The organism is Algoriphagus algorifonticola, assembly GCF_007655305.1.
GTDB classification, from domain to species: domain Bacteria; phylum Bacteroidota; class Bacteroidia; order Cytophagales; family Cyclobacteriaceae; genus Algoriphagus; species Algoriphagus algorifonticola.
The window spans coordinates 21,970-46,166 of the sequence record NZ_VLOG01000052.1; the positions used below are offsets into that span (position 1 = coordinate 21,970).

At 40.5% G+C, this 24,197-nt stretch carries 22 protein-coding genes; 8 read left to right on the forward strand and 14 right to left on the reverse strand.

Annotated features, from left to right (window positions below):
* The first annotated feature begins 10 nt into the window (after window positions 1–10).
* Window positions 11–676, forward strand: coding sequence for a heme exporter protein CcmB (locus FL972_RS13250; protein ID WP_091653335.1), 666 nt, complete (start codon window positions 11–13; stop codon window positions 674–676).
* A gap of 324 nt (window positions 677–1,000) precedes the next feature.
* Here FL972_RS13250 and fumC read toward each other — a convergent pair whose 3' ends face one another.
* Together fumC and FL972_RS13260 are read right to left on the reverse strand one after the other, a co-directional pair.
* On the reverse strand, window positions 1,001–2,401 hold the full coding sequence (gene fumC / locus FL972_RS13255) for a class II fumarate hydratase (protein WP_144605939.1): 1,401 nt from the start codon (window positions 2,399–2,401) through the stop codon (window positions 1,001–1,003).
* A 77-nt stretch (window positions 2,402–2,478) separates the two neighbouring features.
* Entirely contained in the window at window positions 2,479–2,964 is a 486-nt protein-coding gene (locus FL972_RS13260) for a hypothetical protein (protein WP_144605940.1), read from the reverse strand.
* A 102-nt stretch (window positions 2,965–3,066) separates the two neighbouring features.
* Here FL972_RS13260 and FL972_RS13265 point away from each other — a divergent pair, with 102 nt between their 5' ends.
* Window positions 3,067–3,486 carry a DUF2867 domain-containing protein gene (locus FL972_RS13265; protein ID WP_144605941.1) on the forward strand — a complete coding sequence of 140 codons (420 nt, stop codon included), beginning with the start codon at window positions 3,067–3,069 and terminating at the stop codon, window positions 3,484–3,486.
* 16 nt (window positions 3,487–3,502) lie between these two features.
* Here FL972_RS13265 and FL972_RS13270 read toward each other — a convergent pair whose 3' ends face one another.
* From FL972_RS13270 to FL972_RS13280, 3 genes are all read right to left on the reverse strand, one after another.
* Complete coding sequence (locus tag FL972_RS13270) at window positions 3,503–3,883, reverse strand: RidA family protein (RefSeq protein WP_144605942.1); 381 nt, start codon at window positions 3,881–3,883, stop codon at window positions 3,503–3,505.
* 426 nt (window positions 3,884–4,309) lie between these two features.
* Window positions 4,310–6,403, reverse strand: coding sequence for an ATP-dependent DNA helicase RecG (gene recG / locus FL972_RS13275; RefSeq protein WP_144605943.1), 2,094 nt, complete (start codon window positions 6,401–6,403; stop codon window positions 4,310–4,312).
* Window positions 6,404–6,489: 86 nt separating this feature from the next.
* Window positions 6,490–7,551 carry a phosphotransferase enzyme family protein gene (locus tag FL972_RS13280; protein WP_144605944.1) on the reverse strand — a complete coding sequence of 354 codons (1,062 nt, stop codon included), beginning with the start codon at window positions 7,549–7,551 and terminating at the stop codon, window positions 6,490–6,492.
* A 157-nt stretch (window positions 7,552–7,708) separates the two neighbouring features.
* Between FL972_RS13280 and FL972_RS13285 the strand changes: the two genes are divergently transcribed.
* Window positions 7,709–9,484 carry a sodium:solute symporter family protein gene (locus tag FL972_RS13285; RefSeq protein ID WP_144605945.1) on the forward strand — a complete coding sequence of 592 codons (1,776 nt, stop codon included), beginning with the start codon at window positions 7,709–7,711 and terminating at the stop codon, window positions 9,482–9,484.
* Here FL972_RS13285 and gldD read toward each other — a convergent pair.
* Complete coding sequence (gene gldD, locus FL972_RS13290; protein ID WP_144605946.1) at window positions 9,481–10,053, reverse strand: gliding motility lipoprotein GldD; 573 nt, start codon at window positions 10,051–10,053, stop codon at window positions 9,481–9,483. The genes FL972_RS13285 and gldD overlap by 4 nt on opposite strands.
* A 77-nt stretch (window positions 10,054–10,130) precedes the next feature.
* Here gldD and FL972_RS13295 point away from each other — a divergent pair, with 77 nt between their 5' ends.
* On the forward strand, window positions 10,131–10,661 hold the full coding sequence (locus FL972_RS13295) for a DinB family protein (protein ID WP_091653350.1): 531 nt from the start codon (window positions 10,131–10,133) through the stop codon (window positions 10,659–10,661).
* Between the two features lie 39 nt (window positions 10,662–10,700).
* Here the strand turns inward: FL972_RS13295 and FL972_RS13300 are convergent, their stop codons facing one another.
* The 4 genes from FL972_RS13300 to FL972_RS13315 form a co-directional block, all read right to left on the reverse strand.
* Window positions 10,701–11,309: a nitroreductase family protein gene (locus FL972_RS13300; RefSeq protein WP_144605947.1), complete on the reverse strand. Its 609-nt coding sequence runs from the start codon at window positions 11,307–11,309 to the stop codon at window positions 10,701–10,703.
* A gap of 14 nt (window positions 11,310–11,323) precedes the next feature.
* Window positions 11,324–12,676 carry an FAD-dependent oxidoreductase gene (locus FL972_RS13305; protein ID WP_091653353.1) on the reverse strand — a complete coding sequence of 451 codons (1,353 nt, stop codon included), beginning with the start codon at window positions 12,674–12,676 and terminating at the stop codon, window positions 11,324–11,326.
* A gap of 158 nt (window positions 12,677–12,834) precedes the next feature.
* Window positions 12,835–14,121 carry a kynureninase gene (gene kynU, locus FL972_RS13310; protein WP_144605948.1) on the reverse strand — a complete coding sequence of 429 codons (1,287 nt, stop codon included), beginning with the start codon at window positions 14,119–14,121 and terminating at the stop codon, window positions 12,835–12,837.
* Between the two features lie 41 nt (window positions 14,122–14,162).
* Window positions 14,163–14,675 carry a 3-hydroxyanthranilate 3,4-dioxygenase gene (locus tag FL972_RS13315; RefSeq protein WP_144605949.1) on the reverse strand — a complete coding sequence of 171 codons (513 nt, stop codon included), beginning with the start codon at window positions 14,673–14,675 and terminating at the stop codon, window positions 14,163–14,165.
* 122 nt (window positions 14,676–14,797) lie between these two features.
* Here FL972_RS13315 and FL972_RS13320 point away from each other — a divergent pair, with 122 nt between their 5' ends.
* Together FL972_RS13320 and FL972_RS13325 are read left to right on the forward strand one after the other, a co-directional pair.
* On the forward strand, window positions 14,798–15,778 hold the full coding sequence (locus FL972_RS13320; RefSeq protein ID WP_144605950.1) for a dipeptidase: 981 nt from the start codon (window positions 14,798–14,800) through the stop codon (window positions 15,776–15,778).
* Window positions 15,778–16,398 carry a thiamine pyrophosphokinase gene (locus FL972_RS13325; protein ID WP_144605951.1) on the forward strand — a complete coding sequence of 207 codons (621 nt, stop codon included), beginning with the start codon at window positions 15,778–15,780 and terminating at the stop codon, window positions 16,396–16,398. Before FL972_RS13320 ends, FL972_RS13325 begins: the two co-directional genes overlap by 1 nt.
* Here the strand turns inward: FL972_RS13325 and FL972_RS13330 are convergent.
* The 4 genes from FL972_RS13330 to FL972_RS13345 form a co-directional block, all read right to left on the reverse strand.
* A complete protein-coding gene (locus FL972_RS13330) occupies window positions 16,385–16,870 on the reverse strand; it encodes a GAF domain-containing protein (protein WP_144605952.1) in 486 nt (161 codons plus the stop codon). The genes FL972_RS13325 and FL972_RS13330 overlap by 14 nt on opposite strands.
* A complete protein-coding gene (gene ribD, locus FL972_RS13335) occupies window positions 16,863–17,888 on the reverse strand; it encodes a bifunctional diaminohydroxyphosphoribosylaminopyrimidine deaminase/5-amino-6-(5-phosphoribosylamino)uracil reductase RibD (protein ID WP_144605953.1) in 1,026 nt (341 codons plus the stop codon). The genes FL972_RS13330 and ribD overlap by 8 nt, the downstream gene beginning before the upstream one ends.
* A complete protein-coding gene (locus FL972_RS13340; protein WP_186300116.1) occupies window positions 17,888–18,688 on the reverse strand; it encodes a DUF4382 domain-containing protein in 801 nt (266 codons plus the stop codon). The genes ribD and FL972_RS13340 overlap by 1 nt, the downstream gene beginning before the upstream one ends.
* An 87-nt stretch (window positions 18,689–18,775) precedes the next feature.
* A complete protein-coding gene (locus FL972_RS13345; RefSeq protein WP_186300117.1) occupies window positions 18,776–19,588 on the reverse strand; it encodes a DUF4382 domain-containing protein in 813 nt (270 codons plus the stop codon).
* Window positions 19,589–19,692: 104 nt separating this feature from the next.
* Here FL972_RS13345 and dgt point away from each other — a divergent pair, with 104 nt between their 5' ends.
* Window positions 19,693–21,036 (forward strand): dGTP triphosphohydrolase, encoded by a 1,344-nt coding sequence (gene dgt / locus FL972_RS13350; RefSeq protein WP_144606219.1) that lies wholly within the window; start codon window positions 19,693–19,695, stop codon window positions 21,034–21,036.
* 110 nt (window positions 21,037–21,146) lie between these two features.
* Entirely contained in the window at window positions 21,147–24,149 is a 3,003-nt protein-coding gene (locus FL972_RS13355) for an AsmA-like C-terminal region-containing protein (protein ID WP_144605956.1), read from the forward strand.
* The last annotated feature ends 48 nt before the right edge of the window (window positions 24,150–24,197 follow it).

The following is a 24,197-nucleotide window of genomic DNA, read 5'->3' on the forward strand; positions in this document are numbered from 1 at the left end:
TCTTTGAGGCATGTTGAAGGAAATCGGCATTTTGATTCAAAAAGAAATCACCTTAGAGTGGAGGCAAAAATATGCCCTCAACGGAATACTGCTATATGTGATTTCAGCTGTTTTTATTACCTACTTAAGTGTAGGAGCTAAGATGGGTAACCTTTCGGTACCTACCTGGAATGCATTGTATTGGATTATTATTCTTTTTTCTGCAGTCAATGCAGTGGCGAAAAGTTTTGTACAAGAGCATCAGGGAAGGCAATTATACTACTACATGATTGCATCGCCTGAAGCGATCATCCTTTCAAAAATTATTTATAACACCGGCCTAACCCTGATTTTGGCCTTGCTGGGTTATGGGGTTTTCTCGGTGATTCTGGGTAACCCTGTGCAGGATCAGGGTTTGTTCTTATTGAATTTAGTCTTGGGAGCCATGGGCTTTTCCGCAAGTTTGACAATGGTCTCTGGTATAGCTTCCAAAGCCGGAAATAATGCCACTCTGATGGCAATTTTGAGTTTCCCGGTGATCATCCCCATATTGCTAATGGCTATCAGAATTTCCAAAAATGCCTTGGATGGATTGGATTGGTCCGTGAGCGTAGATAAGCTTTTGAGCCTTTTTGCAATTAATGCCATTGTGGCGGCAGCAGGCTATATTTTGTTTCCTTATTTGTGGAAAAGTTAAGAAAGTCAAAAGGCTAAAGTGAGAAGGCTGAAAGGGCTCACGCTTAATTAATGGCTTCCTTTCTTATTGAAATTGGCTTGATTTAAAAAATAATCTGATTATCCGCAATCATGCCAGTTGCCTTATTTTCCTTGCTTGACTGGTTGGAAGACCGATGACCGAAGACCGAAGCTTCCGGATTCTGATCCTTTCAGCCGACAATAAGCCATTTTTTTGTCAATACTGGTAAAAAAGCGGATATCCAAAAAATAAAAAAGCCTCCCCATCGCAGGAGAGGCTTTATAATCTTAGATTTTTTCAGAATTCAAACTTCTAAATTCATACTTATTTCAGGCTTCCTATCATATCCTCAGGCTTCACCCACTCGTCAAACTGTTCGGAAGTAAGAAGTCCCAAAGCAATGGCTGCTTCACGTAAGCTAGTACCCTCTTTATGCGCTTTTTTAGCAATAGCTGCTGCATTTTCATAGCCGATATGTGTATTCAATGCGGTTACCAGCATCAGAGAGTTTTCCAAATGACGCTGAATCATTGGCGTATTTGGTTCGATTCCCACAGCACAGTTGTCATTGAAGGAAACACAGGCATCACCGATCAATCTTGCAGACTGAAGGAAGTTGGCGGCGATCATTGGCTTGAATACGTTTAGCTCGAAGTGTCCATTGGAACCTCCAATTGATATGGCTACGTCATTTCCCATCACTTGAGCGGCCACCATGGTCATGGCTTCCACTTGAGTTGGGTTGACTTTTCCTGGCATAATGGAAGATCCTGGCTCGTTTTCAGGGATTAGAATCTCACCGATTCCTGATCTTGGGCCTGAAGATAGCATTCGGATATCATTAGCAATTTTCATTAGGGAAACGGCCAATTGTTTTAGGGCTCCGTGAGCCTCTACCATTCCGTCATGGGCGGCTAATGCTTCAAATTTATTTGGTGCCGTCACAAAAGGCTGACCCGCGAATTCAGCAATTTTCTTTGCTACTAATTCTGAATACCCTTTTGGAGTGTTGAGGCCTGTTCCAACAGCTGTACCGCCTAATGCCAATTCAGATAAATGGCTTAAGGTATTTTTCAAAGCTCTCAAGCCATGATCCAATTGAGCCACATATCCGCTAAACTCCTGTCCCAATGTCAATGGAGTTGCGTCCATAAAGTGAGTTCTACCTATTTTCACCACATCTTTGAAGGCTTTTGCTTTTGCGTCTAAGGTATCTCTCAATTTTTGCACACCAGGAATAGTGGTTTCGACCACCATTTTATATGCAGCGATGTGCATAGCTGTTGGATAGGTGTCATTAGAAGACTGGGACTTGTTGACGTCGTCGTTAGGGTGGATTTTTTTCTTTTCATCTTCCAAAGAACCCCCCATGAGCACGTGTGCTCTATAGGCGATGACCTCATTGGAGTTCATATTGGACTGAGTACCGGAACCAGTCTGCCAAACCACCAATGGAAACTGATCATCCAGTTTACCGGCAAGAATTTCATCACAAACCTTAGAAATCACATCGGCTTTTTCTTGGGAAAGAACGCCTAATTCTGCGTTAGTTTGAGCAGCTGCTTTTTTCAAAATGGCAAATGCCTGAATAATTTCAATTGGCATCCGGTTTTTTTCACCGCCGATTTTGAAATTATTAATGGAACGTTGGGTTTGTGCACCCCAGTATTTGTCCGCAGGCACCTCTACAGGTCCCATGGTGTCTTTTTCTATTCGAATGCTCATGCTATAGGATTTATCGAGTTCTTAATTCAGGCCGCTAAAATAATTCTAAAAGCCCTTTTTCCCTAGATAAGAAGGATTTAATCCTTGATTTGTAAGTTGATCAACTGATGGAATTCCTTTCGCGAGATCTTAACCTGACGATGAAAGAAAAAAAGCGCCAAGGCATAATTCAGAACTGCCAAAACTAAGCAAATGCTTCCATTCAAAAGATTTTGAGCTAATCCGAAGAAAAAGGCTGAAAAAGCCAAGAGGATGATGCTCCAGAAAACCACAAAAAAGAGAGCTCCTGGAAAAAGCTTGTATTCCAAAAATAAGATAGAACCTCTGGCAGTATCCTCCACTTCCCCCAGAATCAAAGGAAGGAAAGTATTGCTTCGATTGATGACTCTGGAAATTCGAAAACTGTTTTTTCCCACAATTCCATTAAAAGCCACATTTTTGGAGCTTTCAGTTCTTTTATCTAAAAAGTTGACCTCCAACGTTTTTTTAGAAATATGTTCCATGACCTCTTCCTTAGAAAGTGCGCTGACTAAAGTTTCGCTTTGAAAGGGAATGAAGTTCATGCTTAATTAACTAAATGTAGTCGATTGGGTTATCACTTTGTGAAAAAGTCTCCAATCAAAATTAAGATCTTTCAGTCCAATCCTCAGGAAATCATCGAAAAAATGTATTTTCCTATTGAGGTTAATAAAGACGCTGTTGTGGAAAAAGTTTGGAGAATCGGAGGGGAAAATGGCTGGTATTTTGGGACAAAATTATGGAGAATCAGGGGGCTTCTAGATCAATTCACAGGAGGAATAGGCTTTAGAAAAGGGAGAATATTGGCCACTGAATTGAAAAAAGGGGATCCAATTGACTTTTGGAAAGTTTGTCAGGCAGATAAAAGAGAGGGAATTTTAGAATTGGAGGCAGAAATGAATTTGCCGGGCAAAGTTTTTTTGGAGTGGAAGATAGGCTACAATGAGCTGATCCAAACTGTGCGTTTTTATCCTGAGGGAAAATGGGGACGCTATTATTGGAAAATAGTGAAGCCTGTTCACCGCTGGATTTTCCTAAATATGGGAAAGGAAATTGCCAAAGGGTAAACAGGCTTGACAAATTTTATTTCACCGCAACGCAAGAAATCTCAACATTCACATGTTTAGGCAATCGACTTACCTCCACTGTTTCTCTCGCTGGAGGGTTGTTTTTAAAATATTGACCATAGGCATCATTGATGACACCAAACTGATCCATGTTTTGAATAAATATGGTGCACTTGACCACATCGGAGAAACTAAAGTTGGCGGCTCTTAACACCGCTTCCAGATTTTTCATGACCGCATGTGTTTCTTCTGTAATATTCTCGTTGATTAAGTCGCCAGTTTCTGCATCCAGTGCTATTTGACCAGAAACATATAGGGTATTTCCAGCTAGAACTGCTTGAGAATATGGACCGATTGGAGCTGGAGCTTCTTTGGTAAAAATGATCGTGTTAGGCATGGGGATTTGGGTTTTTGGAGAAGTACAAAGGTAAGGTTTGTGGAGGAATTTACGATTTTTGAGTTACGAATTACGAGGGGAATAGGGACTTTTAAGGCTTTTTTAGCAATTGATTTCATTGTCGCGGACCTGTCTGAGGTCCTGGCAGGTTTCTCACAGATTTTTGAGAGCGGATAAAAATCTCTGCACTGTTGTTTTTAAGCAAGTTATTCTTTTAAACCACATAGGAATGATAGGAAACATAGCCATTAAAGAACTTTGCGACTTCTTTTCTTTGCGGGAGATCAAATCGCTGCATCTTGGCGAGAGAATTTGAGACTGCCGCGCTCCGCAAGCTGCGCTCGCAGTGACGACCAAACTTTAAACTTTTCCTTTGCCACTTCTTTTCTTTGCAGGAGATTAAATAGCTGCGTCGTTGCGAGCAAATTAGGATATCCTACTCCAATTCATGGCCGTTTTCTTCTGCTGCCTAACTTGCCTTAAGATCGGCGCATTCTCAGGCAATGCTAAATTCGGATCATTCGCTAAAATCTGTTGAGCAGCATCCCTCGCCAAAGTCAAAATTGGGGCATCTTTACTTAAATCCGCGATCAACAAATCCGTAACTCCACTTTGCTGTGTTCCCATCAAATCTCCCGGCCCCCTCAGCCTCAAATCTACATCTGCTATCTCAAATCCATCATTGGTTCTAACCATGGTCTCCAGTCTAACCCTAGAATCCTTGCTTAGCTCGTACTTACTCATCAAAATGCAATAACTCTGCTCGGCACCTCTACCCACCCGACCTCTCAACTGATGGAGCTGAGACAAGCCAAATCGCTCTGCATTTTCAATCACCATTACAGAAGCATTTGGAACATTCACGCCTACTTCAATCACTGTAGTGGCAACCATGATTTTGGTTTCCCCCTTCACGAAACGTTGCATTTCATAATCTTTGGCATCTGACTTCATGGATCCATGAACAATGCTCAGTGGATATTGTGGAAATGCACGGGCTATACTTTCATAGCCATCCATCAAGGACTTTAGATCTAAAGTTTCTGAATCTTCTATCAAAGGGTAAACAATGTATACCTGTCTCCCTTTTTGAATTTCCTGATTGATAAAACCAAATACTTTTAAGCGGTCTTTATCATATCGATGCACTGTTTGTATTGGTTTTCTTCCGGCAGGTAATTCATCAATCACCGACACATCCAAATCTCCATAAAGGGTCATCGCCAAAGTCCTGGGAATTGGCGTTGCAGTCATGACTAACACATGGGGGAGAAATTCCTCATTTTTTGCCCAAAGCTTCGCTCTTTGAGCTACTCCAAAGCGATGCTGCTCATCTACAATGGCCAAACCCAAATTTTGAAACTGTACTATATCTTCCAACAATGCATGGGTTCCAATGAGAATTTTCAATTCGCCCGACAGCAGTTCTTCATGTATTATTTTCCTGGCTGATTTTTTAACAGAGCCGGTGAGGATTGCGATTTTCAAACCCATCATATCCGCAAACTCTTTCAGGCCCTCATAATGCTGATTTGCCAAAATCTCAGTTGGAGCCATCAAACATGCCTGTGCACCGGAACTGATCGCTATCAACATACAAATAAAAGCGACCATGGTCTTTCCACTTCCTACATCTCCCTGTACCAGGCGATTCATCTGCTTACCTGACTTAAGATCATGATAGGCCTCTCGAATAACACGCTTTTGTGCATTGGTTAATTCAAAAGGAATATGATTTTGGTAGAAATCAGTCAACAATTCCGTGTTGTCCAAAACTTGTCCCTTGAACTTTTCAGTTCTGGCAACTTTCATCATCAAAAGCCTCAACTGTAAAAAGAAAAACTCTTCGAACTTTAGGCGTTTCCTGGCTCGGTGTAAAAGGCCTGGCTCCGATGGAAAATGTATTTCCTTAACAGCTTCTCTTTTTCCAATCAGTTGATATTGTTGAAGGATCTCCTGAGGAAGTGTTTCCTGAATATGAGGATAGCAGGCCTGCACCAACTGCTCCATGATTTTGGAAATCCCTCTACTATCCAAAAAGCGGGCTCTCAGCTTTTCCGTAGTTGAATAAACCGGCTGAAAATTATTTCTCTTTTCCGAAGCTTGGGATAGTGGTTCCATCTCTGGATGGGCGATACTCCATTTTCTCCCAAACTGAGCAGGCTTTCCAAAAAATATGAATACCGCCCCAGTTGGCAATTTCTTTTGGACCCATTGAATTCCCTTAAACCAAGTCATTTCCATTTCTCCGGTTTCATCAGCCACATGAGCTACCAGTCGCCTTTTTCCGCCCATTCCAATCAGCTCCACTTTCAAAATCCGGGCGATTACTTGGACATTTTCTAACTCCTCATGGAGCTCCCGGATTTTATAAAACTTGCTTCTATCTTCGTAGCGAAAAGGGTAATGCTGTAACAAATCTCCATAAGAAAAAATTGAAAGCTCCTTATTCAGCAAATCCGCCCGTTGGGGACCAACACCTTTTAGAAATTCAATTTTTGTGTCGAAAAATCCGGACAAGAGATTCTGGTTTTAGAGGAAAGCAAATTAAATCGGGTAAGCATCAAAAGCCAAGTTTTTGACTAAAATTGTCAGGTCCTACTGGTTTAAAGACAAACTTTATTTCCTATCTCTTCAAGAATCTTTCTTTTGGCTTGCTGATCTTTTAAAAAGATCATCTGATTTTTCGCTCTGTGAAGATTTTGCTCGGGGTACTTTACCTTATAATAGACATTCCCCATCAAATGATCCGTAAAAAATCTCAATCCCATGATACAAGTCATGATTTCTCCTGCCAATAGCAATGACTCTTTTTCCGCTGAAGTTGCAATACTTCTAATTCCTGACCAATACCCTTTTAGAAGCTCTTCATAAACGTCAATATTCAAATGGATAGCCGGCCAATTGATACTTGTTTCGGATACCGAGCAGCCAACTGTACGAATCAGGTCTCCCAAATCATAAAGCAGATATCCTGGCATTAAGGTATCCAAGTCGATCAAGGCTTTCACATTTTGAGCATTTTCAGAAAAAATCAAATTATTGATCTTGGTGTCATTATGGGTTAAGCGTAAGGGAAGATTGGAGATCCAGGATTTGTAAGCCTCCACTAAGGGCTTTTGGTTGATATAAAACATCAAAATTGACTGTTCCTCTTCATTAAGGTTTTGCTTTGAACTAGCCACCTCCAAAAACCTCTCATACCGCAAGTCCAACCGATGAAAATTGGGAATAGTTTCCTGATAAAGACTGAGGTCAACATCCTTCGCCCAGGATGCGAAAAATCCATACGCTTCCCCCGCAACATATGCCTGCTCTTTACTTTCGATTTCTTGAATAGTGGTGCCCTGAACAAAATCAAAAAGCCGATAGAGTTTCCCTTCCCAGTCTATCATATTTTTTCCTTCAGCAGACTTTAAAGGCAGAGGAAGATCATATTGAAATGGATGACTGTCTCTATATTCAGCCAGCAAGCTTAAATTGGAGGATATTCTTTCCGGGAATTGAAATACTTCCCGATTAAAGGCTTGGAGAACAAATAAACCTTCTGGAGTATTCAATAAAAAAGTCTGATGAATCAAACCCTCTCCCAATTCAGTGAGGGTAGCTTTGGAAATAGGTCCTAATTCATATTCCTTAAAAATGGCTGTAAAGAGTGCTTCATTCATAGTTTGAAAATACAACAGATCCCATTTTAGACATTGAATTCAGGAAATTTTATCAAAAGAGCGAAAATTTTTAATGTTTTTAAAATTTATTAAAAAAGCCAGAAGGCATTTTAATAAATTTTTTGTTATTTGGGCGAATTAAATAAACCCATCACCCATGAATGTCAGCACTTTAGACTGGGCCATCATTGCAGCCTTCTTTATCATATCCCTTTTGATAGGGATTTTCACTTCCAAAAAAGCCGGAAGCTCAGCAAAAGAATTCTTCCTTTCCGGGAGAAATATGCCTTGGTGGCTATTGGGGGTATCAATGGTAGCGACCACCTTTTCAGCAGACACTCCCAACTTGGTTACCGATATAGTCAGAAAAAACGGAGTAGGAGGTAACTGGGCCTGGTGGGCATTTTTGTTAACAGGGATGCTTACGGTATTTGTGTATGCAAAACTTTGGAGAAGATCCGAGGTCACCACCGATTTGGAATTTTATGAATTGAGATACTCTGGAAAAGGTGCTGCTTTCCTGAGAGCTTTCAGAGCATTGTATTTGGGTATTTTCTTTAATGTAGTCATTATGGCTACGGTATCATTGGCTGCGATCAAAATCGGTGGAGTGATGTTGGGGCTTTCTCCCGTACAGACTCTTTTGATAGCCTCAGTGGTTACGGTGATTTACAGTTCTTTGGGAGGTCTGAAAGGCGTTTTATTGACAGATTTCTTTCAGTTTTTTATAGCCATGATAGGTTCATTTGGAGCCGCTTATTTTATCTTGGATTTACCAGAAATTGGCTCTCTGAATAATCTTTTGGCACATGAAAATGTGGTAGACAAATTGGATTTTGTTCCGGACTTCACAGATCCCAATGTGTATATTCCTTTATTCATCCTTCCGATTGCAATTCAATGGTGGGCCACTTGGTATCCAGGAGCTGAGCCAGGTGGCGGTGGCTATATCGCCCAGCGTATGCTTTCGGCAAAAGATGAAAAAAATGCCGTAGGTGCTACTTTATTTTTCAATATTGCCCATTATGCCATGAGACCTTGGCCTTGGATATTAATAGCCCTTTCCTCATTGGTGATTTTCCCTAACATATCTGATATGCAGGAGGCATTCCCTCAGATTCCGGTGGATAAATTAGGAGATGATTTAGCTTATTCAGCCATGCTTACTTTCCTTCCTACAGGCCTAATCGGAATTGTATTGGCTTCATTGATTGCCGCGGTCATGTCAACTCTTTCGACACACCTTAACTGGGGATCCTCATATATCGTGAATGATTTTTATCTCCGTTTTGTAAAGCCGGAAGCTTCTGATAAAGAATTGGTAGCTGTGGGTAGGATTTCCACGGTAGGATTAATGGTATTGTCAGCATTCTTGGCTTTAGCACTTTCTTCTGCTTTGGATGCGTTTAACATTCTGCTCCAAATCGGTGCGGGTACCGGCTTGATATTTATACTTCGTTGGTTTTGGTGGAGAATCAACGCTTACACAGAGATTTCTGCTATGGCCATTTCATTTGTAGTAGCCATATTTTTTGAGGTAATCAATCCTAAAGTCAACTGGATTTTAATTCCTGAAAATCAAGCTTACCTCAAACTCATCTACTCAGTTTCCATCACAACTGTAGGCTGGTTATTGGTTACTTTCCTGACTCAACCGGAAAAGGACGAGGTATTACTCAGCTTTTATAGAAAAGTATATCCGGCTGCTTATGGTTGGAAAAAAGTGTTGGATAGATATCCTGAGGAGAAGCAGACCGTTGGCCAACTTCCAAAAGAAATTGGTTTGATGCTGATTGGTTCCATCATGGTATACGCCGCATTATTTGCAACTGGCTTCTGGATCTACAGTGAGACCTTTCCAGCAATCATCGCTTCAGCAGTGGCAATAGTGGGTGGAGTGATAATTATTAAATCCTGGAAAAATCTGCGTTAATCCCGAAATTTCACTGAATTCATCAGGTGGGCCATGTCCACCTTGATGTATTCTATTACAGGTGCCAACGAATCATTTTTCATAGCTGTATTAAAATACAAGGCTCCACGAAGGAAATGCTCTGTGGAATCTGTAACAAAGAACTGAAATTGGGTAGGTACTTCTCCCTGTAATTCTGCCACGACACCCGTATATCCATTGGGCGTTACCAAGACCGACTCTTCGATTCCATAGGCTTTGATTTGATGCTTGGCTGTCAACTTAAAGGCATCCGTTGACAAAGTTCTGAAATCCTGAGTCTGGGTGATCGGCTTGTAGGTCAAGTGAACTTTAGCTCCAAAGTTCGGATAGCTTAAATTAATCCAATTTTTCTCCGCCAAATTAAAGGAATCTGGCTCAACTCTACTGTGAACGGATAACTCAAATTGATATGCATAATCACCTGATAGAGGCTGGTAGCTATGATTTGGTAAATCAATTCTATTATATCCTGGAGGTTTGGGAAGATAGTTTTCCTCACATCCCATTAGAGCAATTAAAAATATGCCAGCCAATACCATTCTCTTCATGCTTTAAAATTAGTCTTTTGAATTTGATTTGAACTTGGAATAATGGAAATTTAACATGTAACCAACCATAGTTTCCTATGAAAAAGACAATAAGTACCCTGATTTTCAGCCTAGCTGCAGGAATGATGATGCTGGCTTCAGGCTATGCGAATGCCCAAACTACCATGGAGGAGTTTGTGAGCAAATGGAACAACAGTAAGCAGTTTACGATTGATGTGTTAAATAAAATGCCTGACTCAGGAATGGATTACAAAACTGATCCGGATGCCATGAGTTTCAAGGAGCAAATTCATCATATTGGTTCTGCCATTGTAGGCATCTCGAAAGGATTCCTTGGAGGCGGAGATTTTGATTTTACAATCGATGTGGCAACCGCGTCAAAAGCTGAATTAGCAGATTATGTTGCCAAATGCTATGACTATGGAACAGCAACCGCCAAGGCATTAACACCCGAAAAAGCTGGGGAACAAATAGAGGTTTTTGGAAATAAAGTAACTCGAAGACAAGTTTTGGCCCTAATCATGGATCACAGCACTCATCATAGAGGAGCTGCCATTGCATACCTTAGAGCAAATGGTGTAGAGCCTCCTGCTTTTGTGGGATTTTAAATCAAAAGAGGCTGGTTTGATAGAAACCAGCCTCTTTTTTTATTCTCTTATCCAGCCAACTTTATCAGCAATTGGCTCTCTTTTTCCTGCTGGCCAGTTTTCAGTAGCTGGCTTTGCAACATAAAAGAAGCCCATCAGCATATCTTCGCCCTCCAGTCCAAAATCTTCTCTGGCTTCTTCCCAAAACGTCGGTCCACCAGTACCCCAATAAGCTGCTAAGCCATGAGCGGAAGCAGTGAGATACATATTTTGAACGGCCATAGAAACTGCTGCGATTTCTTCCATCACAGGAATACCAGAACCCTCGGTTCTTTTCATCAAAATTGCAATGACATGAGATGCTTTTAGAGGATTCTCTTTGAATTTTTGGTAGGTAGCTTCAATAAATGGGGTCCTATTCTTTTCTGCCCTTTTCTTGTACAACTCGGCCTGATAATCAGCAAATTTTTTCAAGCCCTCACCAGTGTAAACAATAAATCTCCAAGGTTGGGTCAATTTGTGAGTAGGTGCCCAATTTGCGTTTTCCAACATTTCTTCAATGATGCTGTCATCTACGGGGTCATTCTCTTTGAATTGAGCTACGAACATGGATCTTCGTCCACGGATAATCTTATTAACTTCTTCGATGTTAAAATCGGGTTTCTGCATATTGCTATTAAAAGTTATACTGCTTTCGCAGTTTCCATGATATTGATGATTTCTTCGTAGTCCAGCTTGTCCCAATTTTCGGTGATTAAAGGATCTGCCATCACCTTATCCATTACTGCTTCCTGTAATTTTCCTTGAGCATAGGCTTCTGCATATCCCATATCGGAAAAAGTAACCATGGAATACAAAGGAATCCAGTCATTAGGATATAAATCGTGCAATTTTGCCTCAATCTTTTTCCTAAGAATAAATTTAGGATCTGCTACAGAATCACGCATTTCCACGAAGTTTTCCATCGCTAATTGGCAAATTGCGTCTGTATCAGGCTTACGTTGCTTCTGGAATTTTTCAAATACCAAGTCCCAAGAATTGTGACCGAATTTATCCAGATAGCTATTTAAAATATAGCAGTCCTCAAATCCGCAATTCATTCCCTGACCATAGAATGGAACCATCGCATGGGATGCATCTCCCAATAAGATACTGTGCCCTTGAACCCAAGGATAACACTCAATATTGATTAGTGCTGCTGTAGGGTTTTTAAAATATTCCTCCTTTAAGTTGGGCATCAACTGATAAGCATCATCAAAATAATGCTTGAAAACAGATTCCAAATCTGAATCATCATTGATTTTTTCAAAGCAAACTTTACTTCCCTCAAAAGGAAGAAACAAAGTGCAGGTAAAGGACTTGTCTGGATTGGGAAGTGCTATCAGCATAAATTTTCCCCTTGGCCAGATATGCAAGGCATTAGGGTCCATTGCAAACTCCCCTTTGGAAGTTGCCGGAATCGTCAATTCCTTATAGCCATGAGAAATATATTCCTGCTTGTAATTAAATCGAATTTGCTTTTGCATAGCCATTCTCAAAGAAGAGTAGGCTCCATCTGCACCAATAATTACCGGTGCTTCTTTCTTATAAATTCCTTCTTTGGTTTCGAAGGTTATTTCCTGATTAGAAAAATCAACATCCACGCATTTGTGCTCAAAATTGATCACAGCACCTAAGCGCTCTGCCTCCTCAGCGAGAAGTTGATTGAATTTTCCTCGGGAAATAGAATAAATCGCTTGCTTGTTTTTCCCATAAGGAATGAAAGTGGTTCCTCCATGCTCATCATGGACTTTTCTTCCATACATTGGAATCGCTAAAGGAAGAACTTTATCTTTCAGACCAACCTGCTCCAAACTTTTCCATCCTCTATGGCTCAGAGCCATGTTGATAGATCTTCCTCCTTCGTAATAAGGCGTTTTGCGTTTATCAGGCCTTTTGTCGTAGACAGAAACATCCAGACCTTGACGCTTAAGATATATGGCCATCAATGATCCGATTAATCCGGCGCCAAGGATGGTGATTTCGTTTTGTTTCATGAGATTATGATCGCTTTTTAAAAGGCCTTAAGCCTTTCCCGAATAGCTCCACTTGTTGGATGCTCCACTCGGAAATATCTCGCATGCTGGGTGATTAGACTTCTGTTCATCAACTGTATCATGCTCGAACTCATAAGGATTGGTTGATCCTCGCTCTTTTAAGCGAATTTTTCTATAGATTGTTCCAATATCTGTGCAAATCGGAATACATCCTCAAAGCTATTGTAAAGTGGAGTAGGAGCCAGACGAATCACATTTGGATTTCTCCAATCTCCAACAACTCCGTGTTTGTACCATTCATCAAAGACGGCTTTTCCGCCTCTATGAATGTGCAAAGATAACTGGCAACCTCTTTCCAATTGATTTTCAGGGGTAATTATTTCCAAAACACCGGATTCACCACTGATTTTCTTGATCAAAAACTCCAGATAACCAGTTAGCAAAAAGCTTTTTTTCCGAAGGTTTTCAATTCCAGCCTCCTGAAAAATATCTAAAGAGGCCTGATGAGCCGCCAATGCCAAAACATTACTGTTGGCCAATTGCCAGCCGTCTGCTCCATGCATGGGGATAAATCCCTTTTCCATCAGAAAGCGCTGTCCCTCATCATGCCCCCACCAGCCTGCAAACCTAGGTAAATCCGGACTTTCGGCATATTTCTCATGCACATAGATCCCCGAGACATTTCCCGGGCCTGAGTTCAAATACTTATAACTGCACCAAGTAGCGAAATCCACTTCCCAATCATGAAGCTTCAGAGGAATATTTCCTGCAGCGTGGGCCAAATCAAATCCAGCGAAAGCTCCAACGGAATGTGCAGCTTGGGAAATGGCTTTCATATCAAAAAGCTGACCTGTGTAGTATTGAAGGCCTGCCATATTGACCAAAGACAATGAATCTCCCTGCTTTTTAATCTCTGCAAGAATATCTTCGGTTCTTAGCGTATGCTCGCCTTCTCTTGGCTTCAACTCAACGATGACCTCAGCGGGATTTAAACCATGAAATTTCACCTGGCTTTCCAACATATACTGGTCTGAAGGAAATGCCCCAGCTTCAATAATGATCTTATTTCTGGACTTAGTGGGTCTGTAAAAAGAAACCATCAAAAGGTGCAAGTTCACGCTCAGGTTGTTCATAGCCACTACCTCATGCTCATGTGCACCAAATAGTTCTGATAATGCAGGCTTAGACTTCTTTCGGATATGGTACCAGGCATCTTCCCCGTGAAAATGTCCATCCACGGCTAAATTACCCCAGTTTTCAAGTTCTTTTTCCAAATAGCTTTTGACTGATTTGGGTTGTAAGCCTAGAGAGTTTCCACAGAAATAAATGGCTTCTTTTCCATTTACTCTAGGGAATAGAAACTCATTTCTAAATTTTCTCATAGGATCTTCCTGATCCATTTTTTGAGCGAATGCTTCTGAATATTGATAGTCTGGAAATTGCATATGTTTGAGGATGGGTGAAAAGATAAGTTTGAATTTAAACCTTACTTTTCCATGACAGTACCGCAGTTTTTACAAGTAGTGTGTTCGGGATTGTTCCAGAATCTCTCCATGATTGGAGGCAATTGATTTACTATATCCGTCAGCTCGACATATTCTTCATACAGCAAATCACCGCAGTTTTCGCAATGCCAAATAAAGCCATCCTTTTCCCCTGGCCTTCTATAGCGTTCAATTACCAGGCCGACAGTATTAGCAGGTCTTCTTGGAGAGTGAGGAACCTTGGGCGGTAAAAGAAAAATCTCTCCCTCTTTGATATGAATATCTTTAGGCTTGCCGTCTTCAATAATTTTTAAAGTAATATCTCCTTCCAACTGGTAGAAAAATTCTTCTCCCTCATCGTAATGGTAATCTTTACGGGAATTGGGACCTCCCACTACCATCACGATAAAGTCATCATTCCCTTTAAAAACTTGCTGATTTCCAACAGGCGGCTTTAGCAAATGCCTGTTTTCATCTATCCATTTTTTGAAATTAAAAGGTTGGGATACTGCCATTTTGTTTGCTTTTAGGATGATTTGGAAAATATGCTGATATCTAAACTAGTAACAAGATTCCAGCCTAAAAGTATTAAAAAACACGCGTTTTTTTGGTTTACTTTGTCCAAATGCCAGAATTCATGCCCTTCCCAATAGTCGACCTACACTGTGATTTATTATCCTATCTAGCCAAAATACCAAATGCTAGTCCTTTTGCAACAGAGGATATTGCCTGTGCTTTTCCTCATCTGATCAATGGAAATGTAAGATTGCAGATTTGCGCAATTTATACGGATGTACGCCCTAGTTCTATGGATTTGGGTTGGAAACAAGCTGTGATTTTCAGAGAATTAATCGAAAAAGAGTCTACTTCTTTTATGGAGTTCGATGGAGAAAATTTAGCTCCTTCTGAAAAAGTGGGCATTATGGCATCCATAGAAAATGCGGCTGGAATTGGACATGAGGACGCTTCCTGGAAAGAAATTTACGAGCAGTTTGATCGGATTTTGGAAAAAACAGGAAAGCTGGCCTATATCAGTCTTACTCACCATACCGAAAATCGATTTGGTGGTGGGAATTACACGGAAGGAATTGGTCTGAAAGATGATGGAAAAAAATTGCTCGACTACATGAGTGGCAAAAAGATTCCCATTGATCTTTCACATACCTCCGATTTATTAGCAGAAGGAATTTTAACTCACATCAAAAAAGAAAATCTTTCCATCCCTGTTATTGCCAGTCATTCCAATTATAGGGCGATTTGGGATCACAAACGTAATTTGTCAGATGAGTTTGCTCAAGAAATTATCATCCAAAAAGGGATTATTGGGGTGAATTTTCTCCGGGCATTTTTGGATAATGATGTGCCGGATAGATTATACGAACATATCCTTCATGGATTTGAAATTGGTGGAGAAGAGGCGCAATGTTTTGGTGCAGACTTTTTTTACACACTGGATTTTCCTGATCCCAATCGATTCCCTTTCTATTTTCCACTCGCTGAAAATTCTGGAAAGTATCCTGCTATTTTGGAGGCACTTCAAGCTAATTTGGAGCAGAGTTCACTGGAAAAGCTAGCTTATAAAAATGCTCTTAATTTTTACCAAAACCTGTACCGCTAATGTCTTCCCATCATTTTGTCAAAGAGCAACAAGAGCCTGCAGTTTTAATTTTAAATACGGAAGGCTTCAGTTTTGATTCAATCAGTCCCTTATTGGAATGGGTGCCTACTGTATTGGTCGCCGAAACTTGTGTGGAGCAGGTATTGACTTGGGTTATTAAAATAGATGTGATCCTTGCAAGCCAAGAGTTTCAACAAAAGAATTTGCAGCTTTTAGAAGAGCAATATCCCCTGAAATTTTACACTTCTTCTCCTCAGGAATCTTTGGAAAATGCTCTCCACTATTTATTGGCCTCCGCTCATCAAGCAGTACACCTGGTTGGTTTTCCTCATGAAAAGGCTTTGGAATTATCTCTTTTTTTAGAAAAAATGGACCTCACTATTCTGGAGCCAGGATGGAAATTTTACCCAGTAAAAAACGGTGCTTTCAAAAAATGGCTGCCCGAAACTATTTTGGAGATTTTTGGAAAGGAAAATTTGCCTCTAGAAATTGAAAACTCCAACGGAAAAATAATTCTTCCTCTCACATACATCACTAGAATAGAAGTGCCAGAAGGCTTTACCAGCATTCAATCCTCAGAGCTTTTTTGGGTGGGAGAACCTTTGATTAGCTCAAAGTAGCACTCAGAGATTTCATCAGTTTCTCCAAATATTCTTGATCTGTGTTGTCAAAATCATTCAATTGATCAGAATCGACATCCAAAACCATCGCTACCTGATCCCCTTTAAATACAGGAACTACAATCTCTGATCGAGAGGCTGAACTGCAAGCAATATGTCCTGGAAATGCATCCACATCCGGTACCAGTTGCGTTTTTCCTTCTTTCCAGGCGGTTCCACAAACCCCTTTTCCAAAAGAAATTCTCGTACAGGCAATAGGTCCTTGGAATGGACCCAAAACCAGTTGATTTTCTTTGACTAAATAAAAGCCAACCCAAAAGAAATCAAAGGCCTGTTTTAAAGCTGCGGCTACATTGGATAGGTTGGCATATAAGTCCGGCTCCCCCGAAATCAAGGCTTCAATTTGAGGAAGCAAGGCTTCATATTTTTCAGCTTTGGTGGCTGTTTCAGGGATGAATAAATTTTCAGACATGATAATAAATGGCTAGTTCGTCTTCTTGGAATTGGATTCGTTCGGTGGCAGAAATAGGAAGCTGTGGAGCTTCGACACCTTCTTTGAATCTGGTTTTGGAGGTAAACACTCTTGCTTCGTCCCAAAGTTCGGATTCAATAAATTTATTCAAAAGGAAAGCCCCTCCCTCCACCAAAACACTTTGAATTTTTCGCTTTTGAAGGTCTTCCAAAAGTGCGGAAATTTTAAAGTTGGGAGAAAGCTTTACCCATTCAATATTTCCTTGGATTTCTGATTTGACTGTATTGTAACAAATGGTAGGTATCGCTTGATCGAAAATTTTCAAATCAGGTTTAAGTTCCAGTTTCGGATCAATGACCAAGCGAAGTGGATTTTTACCTACCCAATCTCTCACATTCAAAGCTGGATCATCATATAATGCTGTATTTTTCCCTACCAAAATAGCATCTTCTTCGGCTCTCCATTTATGCACCATTTGCCTACTTTGGGAATTGGATATCCACTTGGAGGAGTAATCTTTTCTAGCTACAAATCCATCCAAAGTTTGGGCCCATTTCAATATGACATAAGGTCTCTTTTGCTCGATTTGAGTGAAAAATCTTCGGTTTTGCTTTCGCGCTTCCTTTTCCAAAATGCCTGTTTCAACTTCAATTCCTGCATTTTTTAAGATTTCTATTCCTTTCCCTCCAACAAGTGGGTTAGAATCTGTTGCGGCAATCACCACTTTTTTCACCTGCTTTTCTACCAAAAGGTTGGCGCAAGGAGGAGTTTTTCCAAAATGAGCACAAGGCTCCAAGGTGACGTAGACTGTGGATTTTTTTAGCATTTCAGAATCAATGACAGAATTGACTGCATTGACCTCTGCATGGGGACCACCGTATTTTTGATGATAGCCTTCTCCGATAATTTTATCATCGTAAACAATTACGCAGCCTACCTGTGGGTTGGGGCTTACATTTCCTCTTCCCAATTCCGCTAGCTCTAGAGCTCGCTGCATATATGTGGCATGCATTTCCATCAGGGTCTAGGTCTAAATGTCAAACGATCCAATGCAAGTGTTTCTCCAGCTTCAACCTCGACGTTCTGAAGGGTATCTGGAAGGAAGTTTTGATTTTTGGGATCAAAGTAAAGCGTATAAGTACCTTCTGGCAATCTGAAAAGATACGTTCCGGAACTGTTTGCATGAGTACTGGTGCTATCTCCATTTGCAATGGCAAAAATGGCTGGACGTAATTGATTTTGAGAAAATGTACCTCTGATTTCTCCAACATTTCCCGGAATGACCAAGTCTATGGAAGGAGTAAAATTTAATCTCAAGGGATTTGTAGAAATGGTCTGAATGGATTTTTCCAGATCAAAATCCAGAATCACATCATAGGAAAACCCAGTTTCTATATTCAGGCTTAAAGGTAAAACCACCTCTTCCGAAACGCCATCTGCGTAATTTAAAGCATATCTGTTTTCTCGTTCCCAAAGGAAATTTCTTGTACCTAACCTGACAGCTAATTGGGTGATTTGACCAACAGGCAAGGGACTTCTACCCAGAAGTAAAACCTCTCCGCCTACTAAATCAGAAACCTTGACTTGCTTATTTCCCAGTTCATATGGTATGAAAAATACTTCTTGCGTGCTTTCTCTGCCCTGAACATTCATACTCACATCAACCCCTAGAATTTCCACGAAAACAGAATCATAGGCTGGAGGAGCATCTACCAAAACCAAATTGAGAAGGCCTTCTTGTCTGTCTGCGATGCCATCGCAAGATCCAAAAAGAAGTGTCAGGGCCGAAAAGAAAAAGAAATATGCTGATTTATTCACAATGCAAATTTAGTCCAAAAAGTCAAACTCAGGCCTTAAAAACAAAAAAGCCGGCGAACCGGCTTTTGAGGGTGTATTATTAACAGCTTATTCTTCTTTCAAAGTCACTGTGACTGGATCTAAAACAGTGATTTCGCCTTGCTCAACCACTACCGCTTCCAAACTCACTGGAGTATATCGCTCATTTGGAGTGATCAAAATCGTATATGTTCCAGGCTCTAAGCCTTGAATTTTAAAGTTCCCGGCTTCATCAGTAAAAGTGTTGAAGCTTTCTCCATTTCTGCTAGCTGAAACAGCTATGGTCTGCGCATCCAATGGTAATACCAATCCAGAAATCCCTGCTGCTTCCTCTAAATAAGCTCTCAAAACAGGCTTAAGAATAATGTTTCCTGAGTTTCCTGCAACTACAATTGACTTGGCAACATCGAAATCAATTACCAAATTATAGGATTGTCCTCCTTCAATAGGCTGATTTACCTTAATTTTTAGACCATTTTGTTGAGCACTTGGTGTCTTCAAACCGAACTCATTTCCGTCAGAAACTACGTAATTGTTTTCTCCAAGTACCAATCTGATTTGATCAATTTCCCCTTCTTCAAAATCCTCGGTTCCCAACAACAAAGAATTGTTACCGGTAAGGTCCAAAAGGTTGACCATTTTATCTCCTGGCTCATAATTCATTTCTCTCCAAGATGAATCATCATTCTCATCCGAGTTATCAGATTTCATTCGAACTCTTACGGAGAGGACTTCCACCCAAACTTCATCAAAATCTCCAGGGGCATCCACTAAGTAAAAATTTACGCGGGCCATTCCTTTATCCGGCGAATCATTGTAATCACAAGCGAAGCAAAAAAGGGCAGTTATCGCAAGAAGAAAATTAGAAATATGTTTTTTCATTGGTTTTAGTTTTAGTGCTATTAAAACCCGCCCAATGTCCATGCCAAGTTCAATATTCTATTCTTTTGAGGATTTAAGTCTAGACCTTCTTATTTTTGGGCATGATGAAATGGGAAAGACTCCTCACCCGAGGAAGATTTGGAGACAAACCTGGATTTATTCCAACTCAAGCCGCAAGAAGTGAATTCGAAATCGATTATGACAGAATTATTTTTTCTGCCCCATTCCGAAATTTACAAGATAAGACGCAAGTTTTTCCACTTCCTGAGCAGGCTTTTGTTCATACCCGACTTACTCACAGTCTAGAAGTTTCTTCAGTTGGCAGATCATTGGGAAAAAGTGCGGGGGAATATTTGATTGGAAAATATCCAAGCCTTCAGAAATTAGGAATCAGCAGTTCAGAAATCGGAGGAATCGTAGCTGCAGCTGCTTTGACTCATGACATTGGAAACCCTCCTTTTGGCCATGCTGGGGAAGAGGCTATTTCTGATTTTTTTAAATTTCATCCTGCCGGAAAAATATGGGAAAACCACGTCAGATTAGAGCAATGGGCTGATTTATGTAATTTCGAAGGCAATGCCCAAGGATTCCGGATGCTTGTATCGAAGCAGTTTGGGCTCAAGCTTACCTATGCTACTTTGGCAGCATTTACCAAATATCCAAGGCCTAGTCAGATTGCCCATAGGGATATCGCCCGAAGAAGTCAAAAGAAATTTGGCTTTTTCATCAATCAATTGACTGATTTTGAGCAGATGGCTTCTTTTCTGGGCTTAGAAAAAGCTACGGATGAATGTTGGTACCGGCACCCATTGGCTTTTTTGGTAGAGGCAGCAGATGATATTTGCTATAGCATTATAGACTTGGAAGACGGATGCACCATGGGACTGGTGGGCTTTGATGAAACCATCTCTTTACTTTCTCCTATCTTAAAAGATAGGTTTGATCCTAAAAAGCTGGAAAATAGAACCGCTTCTCAAAATTTAGGGGCGCTGAGGGCTTTGGCTATTGGTGAGTTGATTCAGGAAACTGTGGAAGCTTTTGTACAATATGAGGAAAGTATGTGCAAAGGAAATTTTGACAAAGCTCTTACTGACATCATTCCCTCTGCTAAGCATCTCCAAAAAATCACAGAAGTCTCTGTTAAAAAAATCTACCGGTCTAAAGTAGTTTTGGAAAAAGAGGCGGCAGGATTTCAGGTTTTGGAAGGTTTATTATCTGTCTTTTCAAAAGCACTGTATCATCAGTTTTATGCCCCAGAGAATTTCTCAGGCCAAGACAAAAGTATTCTTCGATTATTACCTGAAGACTTTCCCCTCAAAGGTTGGGGAGAAGAGGTGAACCCATATCCACTCTTGAGAGCGCTGATAGACTTTATTTCAGGAATGACTGACAAATACGCCCTCAACCTATACCGTAGAGTAAATGGTATTTCCTTTCCAGGAAGTTAATTCTTCTCAATTTCCGGGAAATTCGATTTTTTTTTAAAGAGTAGCAGAATCTTTACTTGAATCTATTAGGTTCATTTAGCGTTAGAATACTGACTTAGAATCAATCTTTTATGAAAAAAGCAATCTATATACTTCTGGCAATTTTTAGCTTTCTAATCCTGAGTGCAGTGGCGATTCCTATCATCTTTAAAGACAAGATAGTCGCAAAAATTAACCAGGAGCTCGACGAATCAATCAATGCTACAGTCTATTACAATCCTCAAAAAATATCTTTAAGCATTTTCCGAAGTTTTCCCGACGTCAGTGCTGGGTTAGGAGATTTTGGAATTATCGGAAAAGACCAATTCGAAGGAGATACACTGATTCAGGTAGATCAATTGGATCTGGACTTCAATTTAAAATCTGTTCTTTTCGGGGATTACCCTATGCTCACTGGCTTGCATTTGAATGGCGGCGATCTTTACATCAAAGTCTTAGAAGACGGAACAGCCAATTATGACATTACCAAATCTTCAGACTCTGAATCAGAATCATCTGAAAGCAACTTTAGAATAGGCATCGAGCAAATCGAAGTGAATCACGTCAACATGATTTATGATGATAGATCCTTGCAGTTTACCATGGCTTTAGCAGATATCATGGCAAGAGGCTCTGGCGATTTTACCTTGGATGTTTATGATTTGCCTGTCAAAGCTACTGCAACTATCGCAGATATGGCTTATGAAGGAACTCATTATCTAACCAATAAAAAATTTCAGGGAGATGCCAACGTTCAGGTCGACCTGGAAAACATGAAATTCAGTTTTGAAAATGGAAAATTTGGACTGAATGATTTTCTTTTTAACATGAATGGCTTTATAGCCTTACCCGAAGAAGGAGTCGATTACGACCTAGCTTTTGCTGCTCCTGATTCGGACTTTAAAAGTGTTCTTTCTTTAGTTCCGGGAATGTACACCGAAAGCTTCTCTTCAATCAAATCCTCAGGAACTATGAGTTTTGAAGGTTTTGTCAAAGGGCTTTACACTGAAACCAGTATTCCTTCTTTTGATATTAATCTTCAAATTAAAGACGGAATGTTTCAGTACCCAGAACTTCCTAAGCCTGTGGACAAAATTAATGTCAACATGGCGGTAAAGAATGAGACCTCCCAACTTGAGAATACCTCAATTCTAATTCCTACTTTTTCCTTGAATTTTGGTTCAAATCCCATCTCAGGGAATTTTACGCTTCAAAACCTCAAAGATTATCTGATGGAAGGGGAGCTAAATGGTAAGCTTAACTTGAAAGAACTGACTTCTATTTTCCCGATTGAAGGGACTAGCCTAGCAGGAAACCTGGACTTTAGCGCTCGTGCCAAAGGCAGATATGATTCCACCAATAAAGTTTTACCTGCTATTGCTGCCCAGTTTAAATTTTCTGAGGGATACGTAAAAAACGCAGAGTATCCTGCCGCGTTAGAAAAAATTCATGCGGTTGCCTCGATTCGAAATGATAAGGGAAGCATGCAGGATTTTGTAGCAGACTTCAGCAGTTTTGGTTTTGAGCTGGAAGGTGAAAAAATCGAAGGAAACCTGAGAATAGCGGATTTTGAGGCACTCAACTGGAAAGGTGCTGTAGCGGGAGCGGTGGACTTAGAGAAAATCATAGCGATTTTCCCAATTGCAGATATCGAATTGAAAGGAAAAATTCAGGCAAATATCAATAGCACCGGCTCTTATCAAGATGTGGAAAAAGAGCAGTTTTCCAGAATCAATACTTCAGGAGACCTGACTGTTTCCCGATTTTTCTTCAAATCCAAAGACTATCCTCAGGGAGTGGCAATCAATCAAGCTAAAGCCAATTTCAACCCCCAGCGAGCTGAATTGGTGGAGTTTGATTCGAAACTGGGAAAAAGCCCACTGACTGCTTCCGGTTTTCTATCCAACTATATGGATTATTTGCTTTCAGAAAACGGAACATTGAAAGGACAGCTTTCCCTGAACAGTTCTTATTTTGATATCAATGAATGGATGAGCGAAAGCAGTAGCTCAAGTACAGACAGCAGCAAACTGGAAGTGATCGCTCTACCAAAAAATATTGACTTCACCATGGCTGTGAGAGCGGATGAGGTAATTTACGATAATCTCAACCTCAAAGAAGTCCGAGGAACCATGGTTTTAAGAGAGGGAGTTCTCAGCTTCAATGAGGCAGGAATGAAAACCTTGGATGGGCGAATTACGCTGAATGGGAACTATGACCCTAGAGATATCGCCAATCCAAAATTCGATATGAGTTTGGATATATCTGAGTTAAGTATTGCCAAGGCATTTCAAAGCCTCACCACAGTCAAGGCTTTTGCTCCAATTGCCAAGGATATCACCGGCCGATTCAATACCAAGCTCAATTTCAGTGGCCTCTTGGGTCCAGACATGATGCCTGTGCTTTCCTCTTTGGATGTATCTGGAATTTTGGCGATTGCCGAAGCTGCCTTAAAAGAAAATAAAATACTGGAAGGCTTGACCAGCCTTACCAAATTAAAGGACGCCAACACCATCCAACTGAGAAATATCAAAGTTCCGATCAGTATTGAAAACGGGATGATGGAGGTAAAGCCTTTTGATGTGAAATTATGGGATTATCAAACCACCGTACAAGGAACAGCCGGGTTTGACGGGTCCATTAATTATTTATTGAACATGCAGGTGCCGGCTGGGAAATTTGGAGCACAGGCTAATAGTATTTTAGCTAGTATTTCAGGAAGCCAGGCAAATGAGTCCACATTGATTCCTTTATCCATCAATTTGGCCGGTTCTTATAATCAGCCTAAAGTGAGTTTGGCCGGAGGAAATAGTATAGAGACACTGCTGGCAAATGCGCTCAGATCCAGATTTGATTCCGAAAAACAAAACTTCCAAAATCAAGCGCAAGAACAATTTCAGGCAGCCCAAGACAGTATCAAAAATCAGCTGAAAATCAAAGCCGATATAGTTCAAGACAGTGTGAAGAAAGAATTACAAAAGAAAACAGGTGAAAGTGCAGAAAAGGTAGTACAGGAGGCAAAGAGCATATTGAAAGGAGTACTCAAAGGAACTCCCAAACCCACCAAGCCGGATACTACTTCTACCAAAAATTAATAAAAAAAACCTCCTGTCGCATTCATAACAGGAGGCCTTTCTCAATCT